Source organism: Paenibacillus marchantiophytorum, from assembly GCF_014640555.1.
Lineage (GTDB): Bacteria > Bacillota > Bacilli > Paenibacillales > NBRC-103111 > Paenibacillus_E > Paenibacillus_E marchantiophytorum.
Map to the genome: position 1 here is coordinate 255,128 of NZ_BMHE01000004.1, position 18,992 is coordinate 274,119.

23 protein-coding genes are annotated in these 18,992 nt (G+C 43.0%); 1 reads left to right on the top strand and 22 read right to left on the bottom strand.

All coding sequences use genetic code 11. The features are described from left to right. Window positions 1–11: 11 nt before the first annotated feature. From IEY34_RS06530 to IEY34_RS06565, 8 genes are all read right to left on the bottom strand, one after another. Window positions 12–893: a carbohydrate ABC transporter permease gene (locus IEY34_RS06530; protein WP_229757499.1), complete on the bottom strand. Its 882-nt coding sequence runs from the start codon at window positions 891–893 to the stop codon at window positions 12–14. Beyond that, window positions 890–1,765, bottom strand: a complete 876-nt coding sequence (locus IEY34_RS06535; RefSeq protein WP_229757504.1) for a carbohydrate ABC transporter permease — start codon at window positions 1,763–1,765, stop codon at window positions 890–892. Before IEY34_RS06535 ends, IEY34_RS06530 begins: the two co-directional genes overlap by 4 nt. A gap of 217 nt (window positions 1,766–1,982) precedes the next feature. Continuing rightward, the gene (locus IEY34_RS06540) at window positions 1,983–2,654 is read right to left on the bottom strand and encodes an HAD family hydrolase (protein ID WP_189009342.1); all 672 of its coding nucleotides are present in this window, start codon (window positions 2,652–2,654) and stop codon (window positions 1,983–1,985) included. Between the two features lie 25 nt (window positions 2,655–2,679). After that, the gene (locus tag IEY34_RS06545) at window positions 2,680–3,276 is read right to left on the bottom strand and encodes a DUF1349 domain-containing protein (protein WP_189009345.1); all 597 of its coding nucleotides are present in this window, start codon (window positions 3,274–3,276) and stop codon (window positions 2,680–2,682) included. Continuing rightward, window positions 3,273–4,529, bottom strand: coding sequence for an MFS transporter (locus IEY34_RS06550; RefSeq protein ID WP_189009348.1), 1,257 nt, complete (start codon window positions 4,527–4,529; stop codon window positions 3,273–3,275). The genes IEY34_RS06545 and IEY34_RS06550 overlap by 4 nt, the downstream gene beginning before the upstream one ends. Before the next feature lie 9 nt (window positions 4,530–4,538). Continuing rightward, window positions 4,539–5,570, bottom strand: coding sequence for a zinc-dependent alcohol dehydrogenase (locus tag IEY34_RS06555; protein ID WP_189009590.1), 1,032 nt, complete (start codon window positions 5,568–5,570; stop codon window positions 4,539–4,541). Further along, the gene (locus tag IEY34_RS06560; protein ID WP_189009351.1) at window positions 5,570–6,844 is read right to left on the bottom strand and encodes an aminotransferase class III-fold pyridoxal phosphate-dependent enzyme; all 1,275 of its coding nucleotides are present in this window, start codon (window positions 6,842–6,844) and stop codon (window positions 5,570–5,572) included. The genes IEY34_RS06555 and IEY34_RS06560 overlap by 1 nt, the downstream gene beginning before the upstream one ends. A gap of 15 nt (window positions 6,845–6,859) precedes the next feature. After that, a complete protein-coding gene (locus IEY34_RS06565) occupies window positions 6,860–8,014 on the bottom strand; it encodes a glycosyltransferase family 2 protein (protein ID WP_189009354.1) in 1,155 nt (384 codons plus the stop codon). A 538-nt stretch (window positions 8,015–8,552) separates the two neighbouring features. On the opposite strand from IEY34_RS06565, the gene IEY34_RS06570 reads away from it, so the two are divergent. Beyond that, on the top strand, window positions 8,553–9,101 hold the full coding sequence (locus IEY34_RS06570; RefSeq protein WP_189009357.1) for an RICIN domain-containing protein: 549 nt from the start codon (window positions 8,553–8,555) through the stop codon (window positions 9,099–9,101). A gap of 146 nt (window positions 9,102–9,247) precedes the next feature. Here the strand turns inward: IEY34_RS06570 and IEY34_RS37705 are convergent, their stop codons facing one another. The 14 genes from IEY34_RS37705 to IEY34_RS06640 form a co-directional block, all read right to left on the bottom strand. Beyond that, window positions 9,248–9,436: an RICIN domain-containing protein gene (locus IEY34_RS37705; protein WP_189009360.1), complete on the bottom strand. Its 189-nt coding sequence runs from the start codon at window positions 9,434–9,436 to the stop codon at window positions 9,248–9,250. Continuing rightward, a complete protein-coding gene (locus tag IEY34_RS06580; protein ID WP_189009363.1) occupies window positions 9,433–10,416 on the bottom strand; it encodes a glycoside hydrolase family protein in 984 nt (327 codons plus the stop codon). The genes IEY34_RS37705 and IEY34_RS06580 overlap by 4 nt, the downstream gene beginning before the upstream one ends. Window positions 10,417–10,558: 142 nt before the next feature. Next, the gene (locus IEY34_RS06585) at window positions 10,559–10,882 is read right to left on the bottom strand and encodes an L-rhamnose mutarotase (protein WP_189009366.1); all 324 of its coding nucleotides are present in this window, start codon (window positions 10,880–10,882) and stop codon (window positions 10,559–10,561) included. A 61-nt stretch (window positions 10,883–10,943) separates the two neighbouring features. Further along, complete coding sequence (locus tag IEY34_RS06590) at window positions 10,944–11,792, bottom strand: SDR family oxidoreductase (RefSeq protein WP_189009369.1); 849 nt, start codon at window positions 11,790–11,792, stop codon at window positions 10,944–10,946. A gap of 23 nt (window positions 11,793–11,815) precedes the next feature. Further along, window positions 11,816–12,952: a mandelate racemase/muconate lactonizing enzyme family protein gene (locus tag IEY34_RS06595; RefSeq protein ID WP_189009372.1), complete on the bottom strand. Its 1,137-nt coding sequence runs from the start codon at window positions 12,950–12,952 to the stop codon at window positions 11,816–11,818. A gap of 13 nt (window positions 12,953–12,965) precedes the next feature. After that, window positions 12,966–13,979 (bottom strand): zinc-binding alcohol dehydrogenase family protein, encoded by a 1,014-nt coding sequence (locus tag IEY34_RS06600; RefSeq protein WP_189009374.1) that lies wholly within the window; start codon window positions 13,977–13,979, stop codon window positions 12,966–12,968. A gap of 81 nt (window positions 13,980–14,060) precedes the next feature. Continuing rightward, window positions 14,061–14,765: a GntR family transcriptional regulator gene (locus IEY34_RS06605; protein ID WP_189009377.1), complete on the bottom strand. Its 705-nt coding sequence runs from the start codon at window positions 14,763–14,765 to the stop codon at window positions 14,061–14,063. A 148-nt stretch (window positions 14,766–14,913) separates the two neighbouring features. Beyond that, entirely contained in the window at window positions 14,914–15,174 is a 261-nt protein-coding gene (locus IEY34_RS06610) for an AraC family transcriptional regulator (protein ID WP_189009379.1), read from the bottom strand. Between the two features lie 94 nt (window positions 15,175–15,268). Next, complete coding sequence (locus IEY34_RS06615) at window positions 15,269–15,475, bottom strand: helix-turn-helix domain-containing protein (protein ID WP_189009382.1); 207 nt, start codon at window positions 15,473–15,475, stop codon at window positions 15,269–15,271. Between the two features lie 11 nt (window positions 15,476–15,486). Beyond that, the gene (locus IEY34_RS06620) at window positions 15,487–15,966 is read right to left on the bottom strand and encodes a DUF2975 domain-containing protein (protein WP_189009385.1); all 480 of its coding nucleotides are present in this window, start codon (window positions 15,964–15,966) and stop codon (window positions 15,487–15,489) included. 31 nt (window positions 15,967–15,997) lie between these two features. Further along, complete coding sequence (locus tag IEY34_RS06625; RefSeq protein WP_189009388.1) at window positions 15,998–16,765, bottom strand: ABC transporter permease; 768 nt, start codon at window positions 16,763–16,765, stop codon at window positions 15,998–16,000. Further along, a complete protein-coding gene (locus IEY34_RS06630) occupies window positions 16,758–17,666 on the bottom strand; it encodes an ABC transporter ATP-binding protein (protein ID WP_189009391.1) in 909 nt (302 codons plus the stop codon). Before IEY34_RS06630 ends, IEY34_RS06625 begins: the two co-directional genes overlap by 8 nt. A gap of 23 nt (window positions 17,667–17,689) precedes the next feature. Continuing rightward, window positions 17,690–17,899, bottom strand: a complete 210-nt coding sequence (locus IEY34_RS06635; protein WP_189009394.1) for a DUF3955 domain-containing protein — start codon at window positions 17,897–17,899, stop codon at window positions 17,690–17,692. Window positions 17,900–18,166: 267 nt separating this feature from the next. Beyond that, window positions 18,167–18,976 carry a sugar phosphate isomerase/epimerase family protein gene (locus IEY34_RS06640; protein WP_189009397.1) on the bottom strand — a complete coding sequence of 270 codons (810 nt, stop codon included), beginning with the start codon at window positions 18,974–18,976 and terminating at the stop codon, window positions 18,167–18,169. Between the last annotated feature and the right edge of the window lie 16 nt (window positions 18,977–18,992).

An 18,992-nucleotide genomic window follows, 5' to 3' on the forward strand; every position in this document is an offset into this window, starting at 1 on the left:
ATCGAACAGACCTACTCTTTCATCGCACCATCCATGAGCCCGGCAAAAATAAACTTACGCAAAACCAAGTAAATCACAAGGGTTGGAATCATGACCAAAATAATTGCGGCTGATAGCTCATTCCAGTAGGTACCCCGTTCGCCTACAAACGTCATCAAAGCGGTTGATAACGTGCTTAGCTTCTTAGATGGCATATACAGATAGGGAATATACATGTCATTCATAATATCAACGGCTTTGATAATCGCCAGCGTAGCCGTTGCCGGAAGCAAGAGCGGGAAAAGAATGGAGCGGAAAATCCGGAAATAGGAGGCGCCATCCAGAAGTGCGCTTTCATCCAATTGCTTGGATATTTTCTCAATGAACTGCAAGTAAATGAAAATTTGCATCAAATCCGTACCCGCGTAAATAATAAGCGGAGCAAAAATTGTGTTATACAATCCTAATGACTTAATGGTCTGAAAACGGGCTACTTCTGTTGTATAGGCAGGTACGATAGATGCCACAATAAATAACAGAAAGATCGTTTTTTTGAAACGGAAATTAAATCGATTCAACACGAATGCCGTCATTGCTCCGAGGATGGCATTAATGACAACGCTTGATACCGTAACGCTAAGGGAGTTAATCAATCCAACCAGCATGTTCGCTTTCTCGAATGCAACGGCGAAATTGTGAAACGACAAGCTCTTCGGAAATGAAAACGGCGATGTTGCAGCGAGCTCCGGCGATGTTTTGAAAGCAGCGAAAACAACGACAAGCAGCGGCACGAATATAATTAATGTAATGAGAGCGAGAATGACATAATAAAGCGTTTTACCGAGGAGGGAAAGCATTTTAGCCTTTTCCAATTTGTTTGGCTTGATGGCAATCTCTGTTTGGGACATGCTCATGATGATTTTTCTCCCTTCTCACGGATCAATAAGTTTTGAATGAAACTGAATGCGATGATCATAACCATCAAAATAATCGCCATTGCCGACGCTAACCCATAACTATTAAACTTAAATGCTGTATTGATGGTAAAAATGGTGAACGTACTGCTGGAAGTTCCCGGACCGCCTTGTGTAACCAGGAAAGGAATATCGAATACTTGGAGTGCTCCGCGAATATTCAGGAACAAGATAATTTCAATGACACGTCGAATACCAGGCAGAACGATAAAACGAATCTGCTGTATTTTATTTGCTCCATCAATGGTAGCGGCTTCATACAGATCGTTCGGAATAGATTGGACACCCGCGAGAAATAAGATGATATGAAACCCTGCAAACCGCCATAGCGAGATAGCAACAAGCGAATAGTTTACAATTTTCACATCACTCAACCAGTTATGAATCCATCCTTCGAGACCGACAGCTGTTAACAGCTCGTTGATCGGCCCGTTCACCGGGTTGTACAAATAGCTGAAAATGTAAGCGACAGCGACGCCATTAATAATGTAGGGCAATAAGATGATAGAGCGAAAAAATTCACTGGCTCTCATTTTGGCATTTAGCATAACCGCTAATAAAATCTCAAACGGAATCAACAGCGCATGGATGATAAAATAAAGCCAGTTGTTCGAAAGCGATTGCCAAACCTGCGACATTTTGAGCGCTTTCATATAATTCTCAAATCCTACAAAATGAAATCCCCTGCTGATCCCATTCCAGTCAGTCATACTGTATTCAAACAGCTTCACTGTTGGGTAAATCAGAAATAACAGCAATAATCCAACCGGCAACGCCAGAAAAGAAATTACAAGCACTCTCTTTTGCATCATGTTACTCACTTGCTACCCCTCATTCCTTGATCTATGATGATGTAATGACTAAGTTTTCCCCTTAGATCATCCTTTGTAAGCCTAATTCTAGAGAGATTGGACACGCTTTCACATGATAATTTTTGTGCTTTCAATTGATAAATTTTGTTGGCAAAATAAAATAAACCCGGACGAATCTGTATGTTGATTCGTCAAGGTAGGGAGATTACATCCTCTTTTACGCCGGATCGGACCGCCCGTTTTGGAACATGAACTGATCGAGATCGAATTCCAACAGGGAATTAAGTCTTCTCTCATACTGCGGGAATTCCAGTTCCTTGGTGACCTCATTGGGTACAATGATGCACCGGATGCCTGCCCCATTGGCAGCCTTCAAGCCATTGGGTGAATCTTCGAAAGCAATCGTTTCAAATGCGCTTACGCCTAATTTGCGCATCGCCAGTTTGTACAACTCAGGATCCGGCTTCACTTTCTGCACATCATCAGATGTAACCACCTCATCGAAGAGCGACATCAGCCCAAACGATTTCAAATAACGGCTCACCCAGTCGTGAGCCGAGCTTGAAGCAACGGCTAATTTGATACCGCGCTCACTCGCCTTGTGCAATATCTTCAATACCCCTGGTCTCAGCTGGGCATTTTCCATTCGCTGCTCATATCTCATTTCCAAATGCGACTGTATCTGTACAAGATCAATCGGCTCATTTGCATGCTCTTTCAAATAGGCGTAGGGATTAAAAGCTTCTAAAGAAGAGCCGACATGGCGCGCCCATAGCTCCATCGGCAACTCCAAGCCATACAGGGCGTACACCTCTTTGAACACGTGATACCACGGCGTTTCTGTATCTAGCAGCAAGCCATCAAAATCAAATATAGCGGCTTTCAACATTTTATATCCCCCCCTCAGACTTAACTTAAAATCGGCTTTCGTTATGCGCATCTTGGAACGCCAAATAGTCGAATTCCACCAAGCAGCCTGCCCCTTGCGGCGACTGCGCCACAACTCCCGCCAGGCATGCCTCGGAGTTCTGCATGCCAAAGTATCGAATGAGCGTCCAATTGACGCCATCGTGTGAATACGAAAAAGTAACACATTCGTTTTGTTTGATAACGCGCAGGTAAGGATTCTCCACAGCTACACGCTCCGAATTGCAATCATCGGATACGCCATCCCTTGTAACGACAGACACGATAGTCGCATGTTGACCATTGAATTCAAAGCACAACTTGGCCCAGTTTCGTTCATTCACCATGACCATTAAACAACCGGAATCATAGATATGCCGCATATCGACACGAAGCCGTGTTGTCAATTCAAAAGAATCTCCAGCAGGCCAGTACAAGAACGGTGCTGAGTCGGCAAAATGCCTGCCCGCCGGATCTTGAAAAAAATCTGATTTAGGCGGGGCTTCAATCGCAAGTCCGCCATCCTCGGAATACGTATATCGCTCTGGAAGATTGAGCCACTCCAGTTGTTTTCTTGTTGCTTCAGCAAATAGATTTGAAATCATTGTTCTTCTCCCATCGTTAGTGATTGTTGGGCCCGCTTGCCGTTCCCTTTACCTATAGGGTAAGCCAAGGCCAATAAACTGGCATAGCCGATAAAAATAATAATAAACAGCAAAGAAGGCTTGAAGTTATAAACGAGCCCGGAAATATACCCCCATGGAATCGCTGCAATCGACATGACGACTTGGATGGATGAATACAAATCCGCTTTGTCATACTGCCCAAGCTTGTTCATGAGAAGGGAATCCCTGAAAGTTAAGAGCAAAAAAGTTCCAGCCGCGAGAACGGTTGTCACAATAATGAGCATGAGCACGCTGCCTGCAGGAATAAATAAAAACAGCAACGATCCTGCTGCACAAACAGCTAACGACAGCTTCACATACGATGCTTCATTGCGTTCTTTCACTCGAGGCATGGCTGCGCTGTATACAAGTATCGTCGTTACAGCCGTAATGAAAGGAATCCAGGAGATCATCCTGTCACCAAAGCCAAGCTGCTCTTTTAAATAAATAACCTGAAAAAAGTTCAGCTGTAGAATAATATTCGAAATAATCGTTATTAAAATAATTGGCAACATCTGGCGATTGCGCATCGATTGACCGAATAAGCGGAAACTTTGCACAACCCCACGGATAATATGGGTATCGCTATACGCCTGAATCATCACTTCTCCCGCCTCAGTCTCTTTGGTCAAGTAATTCCGTACCACGAACAGCACGGTCATACTGATGCCACCAATGAAATAAACGACGCTTATCGTCGGCATAATGCCATATTTGTGAATAACCCCTCCTGCAAGAGGGGCCAATACGCCAGCGGAAATAATAATCATATTCATAATGGCAAAGACAAGTGATCGCTGCTTCTCATCCACATCCTCGATGATCAGCAAATTGAACGCGACGGTGACAAATTTGGAACTTGCATTTAATAAGTAGGCAATGAGAAACAACCAGAAATTGTTTGAAAATGCCCAAATAAACATCGGGATACTCCAAGATATGAGGTCGAACAGAAGGGTCGTCCGTTTTCTGCCCCATTTATTCGTCACAGCTCCCGCAAACATCTGAAACATGAAAGAGAAGTACAAATTAACCGAGTTCAGAATACCGATTTGAATGTCGCTCAAGCCTGCCCCCTTCATATATAAGGGGGCATAAAACAAAACAATCGTACCAGGAATCGCCCACAACGGCTCCAGCCAGATGGAATACCGGGGATTGTCGGGGAGCTGACGAAACTTTGCAAAGTTCATACTTTCACCCTAACATACTAAAATAGTTTTCACTGAGCTCATCGGACGCAGTTCGCCTGTACGCATATGGTAACCCATCGTTTCGTTGAATGCCTGTTCATATTGCTCCAACGCCACCCTTGACGTGATCATCCGTTCCAGTTCAGGCATGCTTTGGGCGAACTGAAGTGCCATGCCAACAATTTGATGAACGGCCACCTGCCCGATGATGTTCACACCGTTATTGATGAAATCGGTTGGACGAATGGTGACCTCATACTGCTCGTTGTAGCCCATCGGGATAATCCGTCCGCCTTTTCCAATATAATCAAGCGCCATATGCAATTGATTGCCTACCGCATCAACGACGATATCAAACTTGCGACCATTGTTCACAGCCAAGACCGATTGGGCGGTCATCTCCGCAGGATGGAACACATGATCGGCAATCTCGCTTGCAAAACTACGGCGGTAATCGTCCGGCTCTGTCCCGACTGTCAGTCGACCAAGACGCTTACTAACAAGTTGGCACAAAGATCCGATCGCTCCGGAACCCAGAACAAGCACCGAATCACTGGGCTTAATATTTGCTTTGAGGAACGTATTGAGCACACAACCGAGCGGTTCAATCAGCATGGCCGATTCCCAGCTCATCGTATCCGGTATCTTGTACATGTATTTCTCTTCTCCGACATAATATTCCGCGAAAGTGCCGTGAATCGTCATTCCTACCTGATGCTCTTCAAAATTTTCACAGTAGCAAAATTGACTCATGCGGCAAAAGTGGCAGACACCGCAAGCTTGTGTCGGATCAACAATAACGCGGTCGCCTACGCTAACGCTCCTGACCCGCTCGCCTACCTCAACCACCGTGCCTACCCCTTCATGCCCGATAACCGTGCCCGCATTGGCAAATATTTTTCCTTTGATGACGTTTAAGTCTGTTCCACAAATACCTGATCCATAAATCTTTACTTTCACCTGTGTCGCTGATTGAATTTCCGGTTGATCCATCTCCATCAGTTCTACGGTTTTGGGAGCCGTATATACCAGTGCCTTCATCATTCATTCCTCCTTTTATCATTCGCAAGTGCTTCATTGGCTTCGTGCCATAATCGCAAGGCAGACTCAATCGACGTCTGGACACAATCGAAATCATCCTTGGTATGAGAATCAGAAAACACGAAATAACCTTTGCTAAAAATGCCATCTGCCGCCAGATGTTTAACTAAAAACTCGCGAAACGGATCTTGATAGAAATGAGGCTTGCTTGGCTGACGTATACAAAAACTTGCGTAAGTTCCTTGCAGCTCGAGATCATGCAATTCGAGCGACACCATGAGTTCTTTCAGCTGTTTCATCATGGAAGATGCAGGGTCTCGCCAGCTCGGCCAGACTGGCGCTTGCTCCATCAACTCCTCGCAAGCGATAAGCGCTGCGAAAGCAATCGCTTCACTGGCATGGGCAGAGCTGAACTTGATGTCAGCCAGCAAGGTCATCCAAGGATCACCGCCCATAATGACAGCCAGTGGCAGTCCATTCGCCATTCCTTTGGACAGACACAGGATGTCAGGCCAAACATCGAATTCACCTGCCGTTGCCTGCTTGCCCATCCTTATCCCCGACGTGACTTCATCAAAAATAACAGTTACCTTCCGCTGATTACAGTCAGCTACAACTTTGCTCAGTTCTTCCTTCTCCCACTCGTTCGGACATAGTACAATACAAGCCACATTGTCAGCTTCCGAAGCCAACAAATCCATGATGGCTTGTGAACCGCCATTCACCCAGGTTGTCGTATCACGGATAGAGGAAGGTATTCCCAGCGCTGCGTCCTCTTGCCCGTAATAACCGTAAGAAGACCAATCGTGCCAACCATGATAAGCCGTTGCAATAACCTTCGACTTGCCGCTATAGGCTCTGGCCGCACGTACTGCTGCACTAACGACGTCTGCTCCACCCTTCGCAAACTTCAATGACTTGTAGCGCCCGCCAAATCGCTTCAATATCAGCTTAGCCGCTTCCAACTCCAAGTCTGACGCTGTCGAGAAACTCGTTCCTTTGGCCAGCTGCCTGATAATGGCCTCATTCACTTCTTCTCGGGCATGCCCCCAGGACACCGTCCCCATGGCCATCTCGCAATCTAACCATACATGACCATCCAAATCTGTAAATCTCGAACCCTTCGCTTCCGCACAACATAATGCCGTATAACCCGGAAACAACCGTTCAGGACTTTTGGCAAGCGTGCTGCAGCCGCCGGGAATAATTGCAGCAGCTTGCTCCAGCCATTCCAAGCTCCTAGTAAAATTTATTTGCTCTATGGTCTCTTCCATTATTACACCCCCTGACTATCGAACCTTCGTCCCTGGCCAGCAGCTCTCGTAAATTTGGTTGATCATAACGACATTTCCATATAAATCAATGATTAAATCCTCAGACGAGGCATTGCGCCGTATCTCAATCCAATATCGGTTGTCGAGTAACCGAGTGAAATTATCCACCAGAAACAATAGTCTTGACGAAGAATGGATTAGTTCCTTGCCCAGCACTTGCGGGAGCCAGATCGAGCCATTGGACTGAAAGCGACTCGAGTAATCGTGCACATCCGTCAATGACACCAAACCTGACTTTCGCAGTTGATCCCAGAACGTCTCCGCATCGCTGCGCACCTCAGCCAAGTCAATTCCTGTGAAGGCCAATCCGTGTTTTAAATTGTTGGAAGCTAGCCGACTTTTTAAATTAGAAAACGTAAAATCCCAAATATCACTATATATATCATTTCCCCACTTTTTCCAAAACCTTGCCAAGTTGTTTTTCCGATTGAAGCTTCGATGAATGCCGCTGCTTCTTTCCCAGTGGTAAGCACGAATCTCCGGATTAATAACGGTTGAATAACCGGCGACCTTCGCTCTCATCTGATAGTCGAAATCTTCATAACCGTTGAAAAACTTCTCGTCCAGATAACCGACTTTCTCAAATACTTCCCGCTTCATCGCGAACATCGCAAATACAACCATTTGCACGTTAAATATCTCCTGCGGAATGTCTTCCAGCGTCGCATTCAGAAACAAATGCCGTCCAATCGTATCAGCAAACGTAATGCCGCAGTGCTGAATGCCTCCCGTCTGCGGATAGAGCAGCACGCCACCGGCCATCCCAATCGTCGGGCTGCTGTTCAGTGTTGCCTCCATCTTCTCTTGCCAATTCGGATTAAGAATAATATCGGAATCAAGCAAATGAATATAGTCACCTTCGACCATGGACAAAGCTTCGTTAATCGAAACCGCACAACCTCTTGGATATTCATGACGAATAATTTCGATCTTTACCCCAGCAGGCGCTTCCCGCTGAAGCCGCTCCAGCAGCTCTTGAACCTTTTGCCCAGAACCATCGTTGATAAATATGATTTGGGACGAAGGACCAATGCTCTTCATAAGGGATTCCGTAAACAAAGTTAGAATGTTAAAATCCTGATTGACTGGAACAACGATTGAATGCTTCATAATCATCTTCCTCCAAATTCTTGATACATAATTTCAATCCTAAGCTTGAAAATTGACCGCAAGAAAATAAATAGGCGACTAGAAACAGACTGGCAACAAATCGTGAGGCATCTTGGTGCGGGAATCATGTAATCATCTTGAAAATTCTTTATTTGGAATTAATTTCAATTTCATCTTACACTAGTAGCATTGCTCTTTTCATTGATATTTTTGGGGTATTCCTTACTTGCATGACAAAAATGTTCATGGCTTTGGGGGAAGGAGGTAAACAAACCTAACATGTGAATGCGTTGCAGAATCGTTCTTCAAGATTTGATTGACGTTCCCTTTAAAAGCAATATATACTTTAAAAGTAATTTTCTTCCTTTATTTAATTTTACTTACTTCTAAGCCAAAGGAGGTGACATCACCATCGCAAACTCTCCATACGCTAAAAGCGCGATAGTAGCATGAACTGTCTTCTGGCCATTAAATCTATTTTTTGAACGAGTTAGGTCGGCAACTTAGTAAAAAAATATGATAGGAGTGAACTTATCTTATGAAACGATTACTCATGAGGAAATGGTTGATAGCGATTCTGGCACTTGTATTTATTGGATCCGCAGCGCCTGCTGCATTTACTCAGACGACGCATGCTACTGGCACGCCGGTAGCTCAGCACATTTCAAATATAAATAGTGGTAAAATATTAGGAGTGAGTGGATGGGATAAACAAGCGGACGGTGCGAGTATTATACAATGGTCCTATACCTGGGGTTCCGAGGCCAGTGATCAAATGTGGTATTTGGAAAGTTTAGGCAATGACTACTATCACATCAGAAACGTAAATAGCGGAGATTTATTGGATGTCAGCGGAGCGTCTACGTCAAATGGGGCCAATGTGATTCAATGGCCGGATAATGGCGGGCTGAACCAAGAGTGGAAAGTTGTCCCAACCGGTATCGATAGGGGTCATTCGTCCTACATTATTAACCGTGGCAGCGGCAAGTACTTGGATATGTCGGGATGGTCGACATCCGACGGCGGGCAGGCTATCCAGTGGGATTATACGGGCGGCGCCAATCAGCGATGGATTATTGCTCATTAATAACGCCACGGGGCTGTCCAGAAAGTCAGTGAAAACTGACTGCTGGACGCCCCGTTTTTGTTGAATGCTAAAAATAGCTACAAAAAACCGTCTTTTTTTCGTATCTGGAAGAGGCCATATCCAAGTACTTGCCACTGCCTCGGTTTTTAATTTTTCACCGGGTCCTTTTCACCAGTTCCAACAAGTTCCCACTCTTGGTTCCACCCGTAATTGCTCGGCCATTGAATAACATTGGCACCATCGGATGAAGACGCTCCCCTGACATCCAATAAATCTCCGCTGCCTACGTTTCTGATATGATAATAGCCGTTCCCTAAATATGAGCATGCACTCATTCTTCCGACGATTTCAATGGAATACTAACATTAAAACAAATCTCTCTGTCAGGATCGACAGCAACCGCGCAGTATAGAACGATAGGACACCCATCTTCAAACAGCAGCTGCGGACGTTCCATTGCCGCTACGGGTTGAACCGTACCGTCCGACCAAGCAATTTCACGTTTGAAAGCAAGTGAATGCTCCGATGGCCCCCAATCTATGCCGTCTCCTGACTCGAATAGCGCGACAGAGCTTTCACCTGTTCCCGTGAAATATCCTTGAAAGTCTTTGACGAGCGCATAAAAGCGATCATCCTGGAACCAAATAAAAGGATCTTCCACTGACCAATCATTCTCAGGATTGACCATAATAGGGCCAGCCACCTTGCGGAATGGACCCAGCGGATGATCGGCAACGGCTACTCCGCAAACAACTGCTCCCCCTTTAGGCAACTCGCCTTGCCCTACGCCTTTGTACACCATTACGATCTTACCTTCCGCCGTTACGGCTACTGTAGGATTATTGACCACTAAATGATCCCAGGATCCAGGACTAACATCTATTACAGGCTGTGTCGAGCGACGCCAAGGCCCTCCCGGATGATCGGCTTCAGCTACTCCAATTCGCTGGTGATTGCGATGATCCCAATACTCGCCATTTCCATAGTTGCCCATATAGTACAAATAATACTTATTCCCATAAGCGATCATTGTCGGGTTATGGATGACATCGGCATCCCACCCCTTGCCTCCGCTGCCCTGCAGAACGATGTTCTGAAATTCAAAGGGGCCCAGCGGGTTGTCCGAAACCGCATAGCCTACTATGGATTGGGACACCCATGCATCATGCCCGCTCGCAGAAGGCCAGCACGAGAATAGCATATGATAGCGTCCGTCAGGACCTTTTGCCACCGTCGGGCACCATACATGGTAACCATTCAACTGAAATATAGCATTTGTCGTTGGTACAGGAAGCATCATAGAATGGAAGTTCATAGCGTCTCTACTCCTCAATGAATATCGATTTACTTTTAACAAGATTAGTGTACCATCTTCAAAGTTACGAATAGTTCATCAATTTTCGGTAATTCTTTCAAGATATTTGGATTTAGCAGAAAAAGCAGAGAAAAATTCAATGCTAATCCAAATGAAAGACTTCATCCATTGCAGCCCACCATTCTCCCTCTTTTCTTGTATCCAGCGGTTCTTGACACGGATCTGTCAGTTTCCACCATCCCTGCGTCGCGGGGTCTTCAGCCATCTTCTGCATATCCGCAACGAAATCGTTTCCTGTATATTCATAATAACTAAATAAATAGCCGTCTTTGTAGTAAATAGAATAGTTTTGAATGTTGCATTGTTTAATCTTTTGATTAACAGCTTCCCATGGATTCGCATGTAGTTTTACATATTCTTTGAGGCACTCTGGTTTAACTTTAATAACCGATCCACGTCTGATCATGACTCACTTTCTCCTTTCAATACAAACGCAAGATTAGGTGTCTCCACATTACACGTTTGGTTTACACACCCGAGTACGCCATAAATCCTCCATCTACCGGCACCGTGATACCGCTTACAAACCCGAACGTCTTTTCATTTACTAGCCACATTAGCGTACCTATGAGATCCTCCGGCTTCCCGAATCTTCCCATGGGCGTGTGCGCAATAATTTTTTGGGAACGCTCGGTAAGGGAACCGTCCTCGTGGAGGAGCATTCTTCGATTTTGGTCAGTCAGGAAAAAACCAGGCGCGATGGCGTTAACTCGGATCCCTACTTCCGCTAAATAAACGGCCAACCACTTCGTTAAATTATCGACAGCTGCTTTGGATGCGCTGTATGCCGGAACTTTGGTTGCTGGACGTGGCGCTGCCATCGAAGAAATATTAATAATGACAGCTCCTTGCCGATTAATCATATGCTTGCTAAAAATTTGCGTAGGGATCCATGTCCCCATTAAATTAAGATCAAGTACATGACGAAATCCGTCTTCCGTTATATCAAATAATGTTGAAATCTCGCTATTAGCCAAATCCGCCAATTGTAGTGTTTCATTCGTGGTGTTGCCTTGGGGATGCCCGCCGCCTGCTCCATTAATGAGAATGTCACAAAATCCAAATGTATCCTGAACTTGCTGTTCTGCTCTCTTGACACTTTCCAAATTGACCACGTCGCACGCCAAAGCTATCGCTTTACCGCCCATCCGTTCAATGTCCTCGGCCACCTTGCGACCGTTCTCTTCCGTCCGATTCAATATGACGATGTTCACTCCATATGACGCCAGTTCTTTGGCCATTGCTTGGCATAATACGCCGCTTCCACCACTAATTACTGCTGTCCTGCCCATAAGATGATCATGTGTTGACTTCATTTCTATCCCCTCTTTATGCACGATTATTTACTACCGCCTGCAAATACTTGCCGGACGACTGCTGAATCCAGGTGATAAACAGATAGTGCTTCTTTGTTAAATATAATGCCGTGCCCTGGTACATCCGAAGGAATTCCTATCCCATTCGTTATCTGAATTGGCGTTTCCAATATTCCTAATTCTGTTAAAGATCCTCCTACTACATTCTCTAACATATAGCTATTGGATACTCCACATAGTAAGTGAAGGGATAACTCCATCATAAAATGCGGGGCAACAAGTTTGCCGAATGCACCAGCAAGATGTGCAATTTTGTGCCATTCCGTAATGCCGCCTACGAATGCCACATCCGCTTGTACAATATCTACGGCATCCGCTTTCAAATACTCAAGGAATTGATATTTGCTGTATAAACTTTCACCGAGTGCAATCGGCGTACGTATCGCATTCTTCAACCGCCTATGGCCTTGAATGTCATGATACAGCATCGGTTCTTCGATCCATCCAAGATTCAAATGATCCAGCTTCGCAGCTTTCGTCAAAGCTTCGGCAGCGTTCCACTTCTGGTTCAAGTCAACCAAGACCTTGCCATGAGGCCCTAGACATTCTTGAACTTTCCTGATTCGTTCAATATCCTCTTCCAAATCTTCCTTTCCTATTTTAATTTTAATCGTTTGATACCCCATATCGATGTAGCTCTCAATGCGATCCGACAAATCTTGTACCGTATCTTCGCTGCTTAAATTAATTTCACTTATGTAAGAAGGAATGCTTTCTCTTGCCCCGCCAAGTAATTTATACAGCGGCTGTTTGTAGTATTTTCCCATTAAATCCCACACCGCGATATCAATCGCAGCTATTCCCATCGTGTTTACGCCTAATCCAAGCCGTCTGGATTGACGTTGCAATTTTTGCCAAATTGCTTCGTAGTGAAGCGGATTCATGCCAACAATCAAATTAACGAGATAATCTTCAATCAGCGTCTTGATTGCCGTACCACCAATATCTACCGTATAACTTAAACCTGTACCCACTAATCCAGTATCCGTATGGATCTCAACAACGATGAATTCCAGTGCATCTACACGGTTCGTCGCATCTTCCCATACTACGCTTGGCGGCACTCGGTATGCAGTGGTAATTACATAATCAATTTTCATAATAATTCCCCTTTTACAATTCTATAATCGCTTTGATAACGCAGCTTTCGGGATTCAACCAGTGTTGAAAGGCATCTATAGCATCGTCAAAGTGTGCACGATGAGAGATAAATGACTCTGCATCAATCCATTCATTTTCCATGCATGTAATCACATACTCAAAATCTTCTTTCGTAGCTGCTCGGCTTCCATGTAAGGACAATTCTTTTCTATGAAACTCTGGATAATGAATGCTAATTTCTCCTTGAATCAAACTGACTAAAACGACTCTCCCTCCGTGTGAGGCATACTTAAACGAATTTTCCATAGATTTTGCGCTGCCAGTTGCATCAATGACTGTTGGAACCATATCACCATCCGTCCAGCGAATAAGATCTTCCATAGCATCAGTTGTAGCATTGATCACATAGTCGATATTCGCCCACCGTTTACTGAAATCCAATCGTTCCTGATTGAAATCCATCGCAATGACTTTGGCGCCTGCCAATTTAGCAAACTTCATTACCGCCATTCCTATGGGGCCAGCACCAATAACAAGAACAAACTCATTCTGTTTCAAATTAGCCCGTCTTATCGCATGAGCGCCAATAGCCATTGGTTCAATGATCACCGTCTGCTGCAAGGTCATGTTCGCTGTCTTTACAATTTTGTCGAGCGGAACGGCTAGAAATTCACTCATTCCACCGTCCTTATGCACACCGATAACCTGTAAATTTGCACAAGCATTGGATTTGCCATTCCGGCAAGCGATGCATGTTCCACAATGTAGATAAGGAATTATCGTAACTGAATCTCCTGGTTTCATGTCAGATGGGTTTGGATCAATCTCTACAATTTCCGCTGCAATCTCATGCCCAAGTACTCTCGGATACGTAAAGAAAGGTTGTTTGCCTCTGTATGCATGGTAATCCGTCCCGCAAACACCAATCGCTTTAATTTGAATCAAGACCTCTCCCGACCGCCGCATAGGCTTATTGGCTTGAACCATTTCTAATTTATTCGGTTGTGAACATCGGATACTTTTCATCTAAGTTAGCCCCCATAAAACGAAGTTTGTATATTACTTCACCCTTGAATACTTGTATACAAGTTATTATAAAAAAATTTGTCAGCTCTCTTTAAAAAAATGGGAATACTTTTTAATGATATCAGGTCTCACATCATCAAGAATTCGCAAATGCCAAGCTAACAATATTTCCGTCTTAGATGGATCGTTTGCTCTGATTGCTGCAAAAATCTCCTTATGCTGATCTATACCGATTTGTTCATGACGGGCTTCCAGTAATTCCAAATACCTCATGCGATTCAAGTGAGCTCTCATCTGATTCATAACAACAAGAACAGTGCGATTCTCTATCACACTAAGAATTTTTTCATGAAATTGCCCATCCAAAGCAACAAAAGAAACATAATTTTGCTCAGCGACAGCCTGCTCTTGTTGATTAATGATGTTATTGATTTCATCTTCTAGTTCTCGAAACTTGGCTTCCTTACTATTCCACATGCTTGCCACTATTTTGAACGTACTTACCTCTAAACATTCTCGTACATACTGAGCTTCAGCAACTTTCTGCTGCGAAATTAGTGCAACTTGTGCTCCTTTTTGCGGAAGAATTTCAATCAACTCATCTTTAAGCAGCATATTAAATGCTTCACGAACAGGCGTACGACTTACACCTAACTGTGCAGAGATACCGTTTTCATAAATCATTTCACCTGGTTTAATTTGCAAACTGATGATCTCATCACGAATAGCTTGATAGGCTTTAATCCCCAAAGTTTTTCTGTTGGTTGATAATTCTTGCAACGCCATACGCTAACCTTCTCTCGTCTTCATGCTGCTTTCAAGTTGTTTAGCATGTTTTTTATTTTGATTATACATGTATACTTGTATACAAGTCAACTGAATGAGTCATGTCTTGTGGTAAAGTTGATATACTTCGGTTCTGCCTCCTCCCACTCTAGCTGTTTATCCGTTCTGTCTTTTTACTTACGCGGAATTCCGATGGGGTTGCACCTGTCCTTTTCTTGAACTGCTTCAGGAAATAATTCAGATGAACAAAACCTACTTGCTCGCACATGTTAACGTACTTAGCCATCCCCCTGAGCGTAAGTTCCTTGTCATAGTTGTTGTTCACGTATTCAAGTATTTTATTTATCTCCGGATGATCCGTACTCGGCACAAATCCAACTCCCACCTGAGCAGCGTACCGCTGTCTCATTCAAATGTACCATCTTAAATTAAACGAGTATTTCAATATTTTTCGATAATCCACCAAAATTTTACGATTAAATACAAAAAGCAGTCGCTTTGCTTTAATTTTTTTGAAATACTAAAATGTCACCTGGTTGACATTCCAGAACTTCACATATCTTTTCTAACGTTGAAAATTTAATAGCTCTTACTTTTCCGTTTTTTAATATAGATACATTGGCCATTGTAATCCCTAATTTCTCGGATAATTCTGTCACACTCATTTTTCTTTTGGCCAGCATGACATCCAAATTTACTATAATAGACATTATATTACACCTCAAATCGTTAGATCGTTATCCTGGCTTATTTCACTAGCATTTCTAACTAAATGAGAAAGCATGGAAGTAAATACAGAAATAACGACAGAGAAGAATAGAATCAGTAAAAGAATAACTACAATGTTCATGTGATAACTCCCGACTATCAAAAGATATAGGAGTGCACCAACGTACAAAATACCTTCAATCATTGATAATATGCTTACTATTTTCAATCTATCTGCATTTGTAAAGGTAAAGGCTTGATCAGATCCAATACACGAACATATCCGCCATCCTAACACTAAAGAAGTAAAAAATGGAATGCCTGTAATCCAAATGAAAGCAACAAAGGGGTGATATAACTCCTGCCTATTTCCTGAATCCAGTAAAATTCCTCTTCCAGTTTCAGGACCAATATACAAGCAAAACAACAGACCAAATAATCCGCAAATAATAATGATCAATTTTAACCACGCTGATAATTCTTTCTGTCTCATAAAAAAACCTCCCTCCCTTAGCACCTATATACTATAGGACATCACGTTTTTGGAATAAAGTGCTAGATACAATCAGTAATACTACAAAGTGTAAACTTACAAATAATAATGAAGCTGTAAAGTTGAAATCGAGAGACGGTGGCATAGCTCCCCCATTAATAAGTATATTACTGTCATACATGGCTAAATCTAAATGAGAAAATATCAAGTATTTTTTAAACATCATTGGCAAGAATTTCACAATTACGCCTTCTAAGAAGAAAATAAATAGGGCAATAATTAATGGTAAAACTGATTTTCTGAAAAAGTTTGCAAGAAAAAATGAAACGGTTGGATAAAATAGCATTGGTAATATTTGATAACATACTATTTTTAGCAACATAACAAATGTTAACTCCTCTTTCCCCCTACCAAAGAGTACAATCCCAATTGCCATCGAAAGCAGCAAGGCTATACTGCACACAAAAATCAATACAAATACCACTGTAAAATATTTGGAAAGTAAGATAGTAATGCGTTTTCTAGGTCGAATAAGTAACTGTTTAATGGTTCCGGTTTGAAACTCCTCACTAACTACACGAGACGCTATTGCAATCCCAAAGATTGTCGTAAGCAGTACAATAGGCACAAACACAGTATTTGAGAATGATAAAAAACCTGTAAATTTTTCTGCTAATGGCATCCATGGTTTAATGGCAAATGCTGCTGCAAGCTCTAACAAAACTAACACACCAATAAAGACGTACATACTTTTTTTAGCATGTAATTTTAAAAATTCATTTTGAATCAATCTAAGCATGACGACTCTCCTCACCCGTAATCATTAAGAATTCATCTTCCAATGTTTTATTTTGAACCGTTATGCCATAAACACGCACATTAGCATTGACCAATTGCTCAACAAGCTGTGGAATTTCTTCTTTTGTGATGAATGTAAGAATAGTGCCATCTTTTATGCTGCCTTTTATGATGGTACTTGCTTTTTCTACACCATCAACTTCAAAAGCCACTTGAATGGTATCTTCACTTTTTGCTTTTTCATGTAAGTTGTACTCCTGTATGAATTGTCCATCCTTAATAATAACAACACGGTCACACATAAGTTCAATCTCACTTAATAAATGACTTGATACGATTACCGCAATATTTTCTTCTTTCGCTAAACGCTGTAAATAATTACGTATTTGCCGAATACCCGCTGGATCTAATCCATTCGTTGGTTCATCTAAAATTAATATCTTCGGTTTATGCAATAAAGCCTGCGCAATACCAAGGCGTTGCTTCATTCCAAGTGAATATGTTTTTACTTTTTTATGAATGGCCTGTTCTAAATCTACAAGCTTTACAATCTCTGCAATACGCTCTTTACTAATAGACGTAACAGCCATATTGGCAAAATGCTTTAAATTCTGCATGCCTGTCATATACTCATATAACTCAGGATTTTCAACAATGGCTCCGATTTGCTCCAACGCTTTTTCACGCGCTGTACGAATACTATGACCGCACACGGTAATATCACCTTTTGTCATATGAATAAGACCTGTCATCATTCGAATAGTTGTCGTTTTACCACTCCCATTCGGTCCTAGAAAGCCATAAATCTCACCTTCTCTAACTGCAAAAGAAAGACCACGAATAATTTCATGATTTCCTATCTTTTTATGGACGTTTTCTAATTTGACTACGATACCATCCAATTTTCATTCCTCCTAAATAACTTTTATTTTTTTCTTTTCAAGATTGACCTTATAGCCATAGCTAAAAAAATAAGGATACTGCTAAAAACAAGAAGATAACTTAATGGAACCAGGAAGAAATGTTCAACCAACGTACCATCCGGTTCTGCTTTTGAACCGATCATAAAGTAACTAATCATACAAATGACCCCTAAAACCATGGGTGAAGATGCTAATAGATATTTCTTTTTCATCGTATACACTCCTTTATTAAGTATGATAACTTCCGACTAGGAAAAGCTATATAAATACGCCCTTCGCACCTTTATAATAATCCCTTAAATACTCTAAGTCAATACATATTTATCGTAAAACAATAAATATATATTGACTTAGAGTACTTCTTGCAACAAAAACCTAGCTTAGCAACACATACCTTATCCGAGCTAACAAAAAAGCTCCATATCGAGCGATTTCTCGATATGGAGCGTTATGCCCCCAGTGAATTCATTGCTAAACCATCAAATTGAGAACCATTCTTCCTGTCTCTTGCTCATATGGTTCGCCATCCACAGACAAACATCCCACAGATCAGCAACTGGCTGGTTGGTAAAAGGCAGCGTATGCATATAGCCCGGCGGGCCGAATTCCGGTGTAAAAGTGATACCGGCCCGGCCTTTAGCACCATGCTGCTCGGCAATTTGCCGCCACCACCCCTCATGTGCTTGAAGCTCAAGCCCATTTTCCGGGGCAGCCGGGTGAGGCACCTGTGGCCCTTGCGCATAACCGATGCGGCCGTGGATATGAATGACCCTTTCCATGACAATGCTAAGATTCGCAGCTTGATCCTCAAGGAGGGATTCGCACACACAGCACCAATGACTGAAATCTGCCGTCACGCGCAAATCGGGCAGTTCCTTTAACAAGTCAGCCGTCCCCCAAGGGGTAAACATGGCGCGACCCCGATGTGTCTCGTGTCCAATCGGAATGCTGATCCGCTGCTCGACGGCTATTGCATTTGTAAAGAAATCGATTTGCTCTCTCCAAGGCATCGAATCCTTCGCGCTGTGCGAGTTGATCAGGATCGGATTGAACCCGGCCGCTTGCTCCACACTTCGCTCAAAAGATCCCGCATGGTTATCCTTAGACGAGAACACCATCGCAATATAATCCAACTGGTACTCGTCCAGTAATTCCCGGAATCTATTGGCATGTTCGGGCGCCGGCAAGGATGCTTCGATCCCTTTATAACCGGCTTGGTGTATACGCTCGAACTGTTCCTCCAAAGATCCCTCCATCCCCCATAATGCTTTGAACATTTTAAATTGCATATTCACATTCCTCCGG

What these genes read in the sequence shown, in the direction of transcription:
- IEY34_RS06530 (WP_229757499.1), bottom strand. Translation starts at nt 893, where the DNA reads ATGAGCATGTCCCAAACAGAGATTGCCATCAAGCCAAACAAATTGGAA.
- IEY34_RS06535 (WP_229757504.1), bottom strand. Translation starts at nt 1,765, where the DNA reads ATGATGCAAAAGAGAGTGCTTGTAATTTCTTTTCTGGCGTTGCCGGTT.
- IEY34_RS06540 (WP_189009342.1), bottom strand. Translation starts at nt 2,654, where the DNA reads ATGTTGAAAGCCGCTATATTTGATTTTGATGGCTTGCTGCTAGATACA.
- IEY34_RS06545 (WP_189009345.1), bottom strand. Translation starts at nt 3,276, where the DNA reads ATGATTTCAAATCTATTTGCTGAAGCAACAAGAAAACAACTGGAGTGG.
- IEY34_RS06550 (WP_189009348.1), bottom strand. Translation starts at nt 4,529, where the DNA reads ATGAACTTTGCAAAGTTTCGTCAGCTCCCCGACAATCCCCGGTATTCC.
- IEY34_RS06555 (WP_189009590.1), bottom strand. Translation starts at nt 5,570, where the DNA reads ATGAAGGCACTGGTATATACGGCTCCCAAAACCGTAGAACTGATGGAG.
- IEY34_RS06560 (WP_189009351.1), bottom strand. Translation starts at nt 6,844, where the DNA reads ATGGAAGAGACCATAGAGCAAATAAATTTTACTAGGAGCTTGGAATGG.
- IEY34_RS06565 (WP_189009354.1), bottom strand. Translation starts at nt 8,014, where the DNA reads ATGAAGCATTCAATCGTTGTTCCAGTCAATCAGGATTTTAACATTCTA.
- IEY34_RS06570 (WP_189009357.1), top strand. Translation starts at nt 8,553, where the DNA reads ATGAAACGATTACTCATGAGGAAATGGTTGATAGCGATTCTGGCACTT.
- IEY34_RS37705 (WP_189009360.1), bottom strand. Translation starts at nt 9,436, where the DNA reads ATGAGTGCATGCTCATATTTAGGGAACGGCTATTATCATATCAGAAAC.
- IEY34_RS06580 (WP_189009363.1), bottom strand. Translation starts at nt 10,416, where the DNA reads ATGAACTTCCATTCTATGATGCTTCCTGTACCAACGACAAATGCTATA.
- IEY34_RS06585 (WP_189009366.1), bottom strand. Translation starts at nt 10,882, where the DNA reads ATGATCAGACGTGGATCGGTTATTAAAGTTAAACCAGAGTGCCTCAAA.
- IEY34_RS06590 (WP_189009369.1), bottom strand. Translation starts at nt 11,792, where the DNA reads ATGAAGTCAACACATGATCATCTTATGGGCAGGACAGCAGTAATTAGT.
- IEY34_RS06595 (WP_189009372.1), bottom strand. Translation starts at nt 12,952, where the DNA reads ATGAAAATTGATTATGTAATTACCACTGCATACCGAGTGCCGCCAAGC.
- IEY34_RS06600 (WP_189009374.1), bottom strand. Translation starts at nt 13,979, where the DNA reads ATGAAAAGTATCCGATGTTCACAACCGAATAAATTAGAAATGGTTCAA.
- IEY34_RS06605 (WP_189009377.1), bottom strand. Translation starts at nt 14,765, where the DNA reads ATGGCGTTGCAAGAATTATCAACCAACAGAAAAACTTTGGGGATTAAA.
- IEY34_RS06610 (WP_189009379.1), bottom strand. Translation starts at nt 15,174, where the DNA reads ATGAGACAGCGGTACGCTGCTCAGGTGGGAGTTGGATTTGTGCCGAGT.
- IEY34_RS06615 (WP_189009382.1), bottom strand. Translation starts at nt 15,475, where the DNA reads ATGTCTATTATAGTAAATTTGGATGTCATGCTGGCCAAAAGAAAAATG.
- IEY34_RS06620 (WP_189009385.1), bottom strand. Translation starts at nt 15,966, where the DNA reads ATGAGACAGAAAGAATTATCAGCGTGGTTAAAATTGATCATTATTATT.
- IEY34_RS06625 (WP_189009388.1), bottom strand. Translation starts at nt 16,765, where the DNA reads ATGCTTAGATTGATTCAAAATGAATTTTTAAAATTACATGCTAAAAAA.
- IEY34_RS06635 (WP_189009394.1), bottom strand. Translation starts at nt 17,899, where the DNA reads ATGAAAAAGAAATATCTATTAGCATCTTCACCCATGGTTTTAGGGGTC.
- IEY34_RS06640 (WP_189009397.1), bottom strand. Translation starts at nt 18,976, where the DNA reads ATGCAATTTAAAATGTTCAAAGCATTATGGGGGATGGAGGGATCTTTG.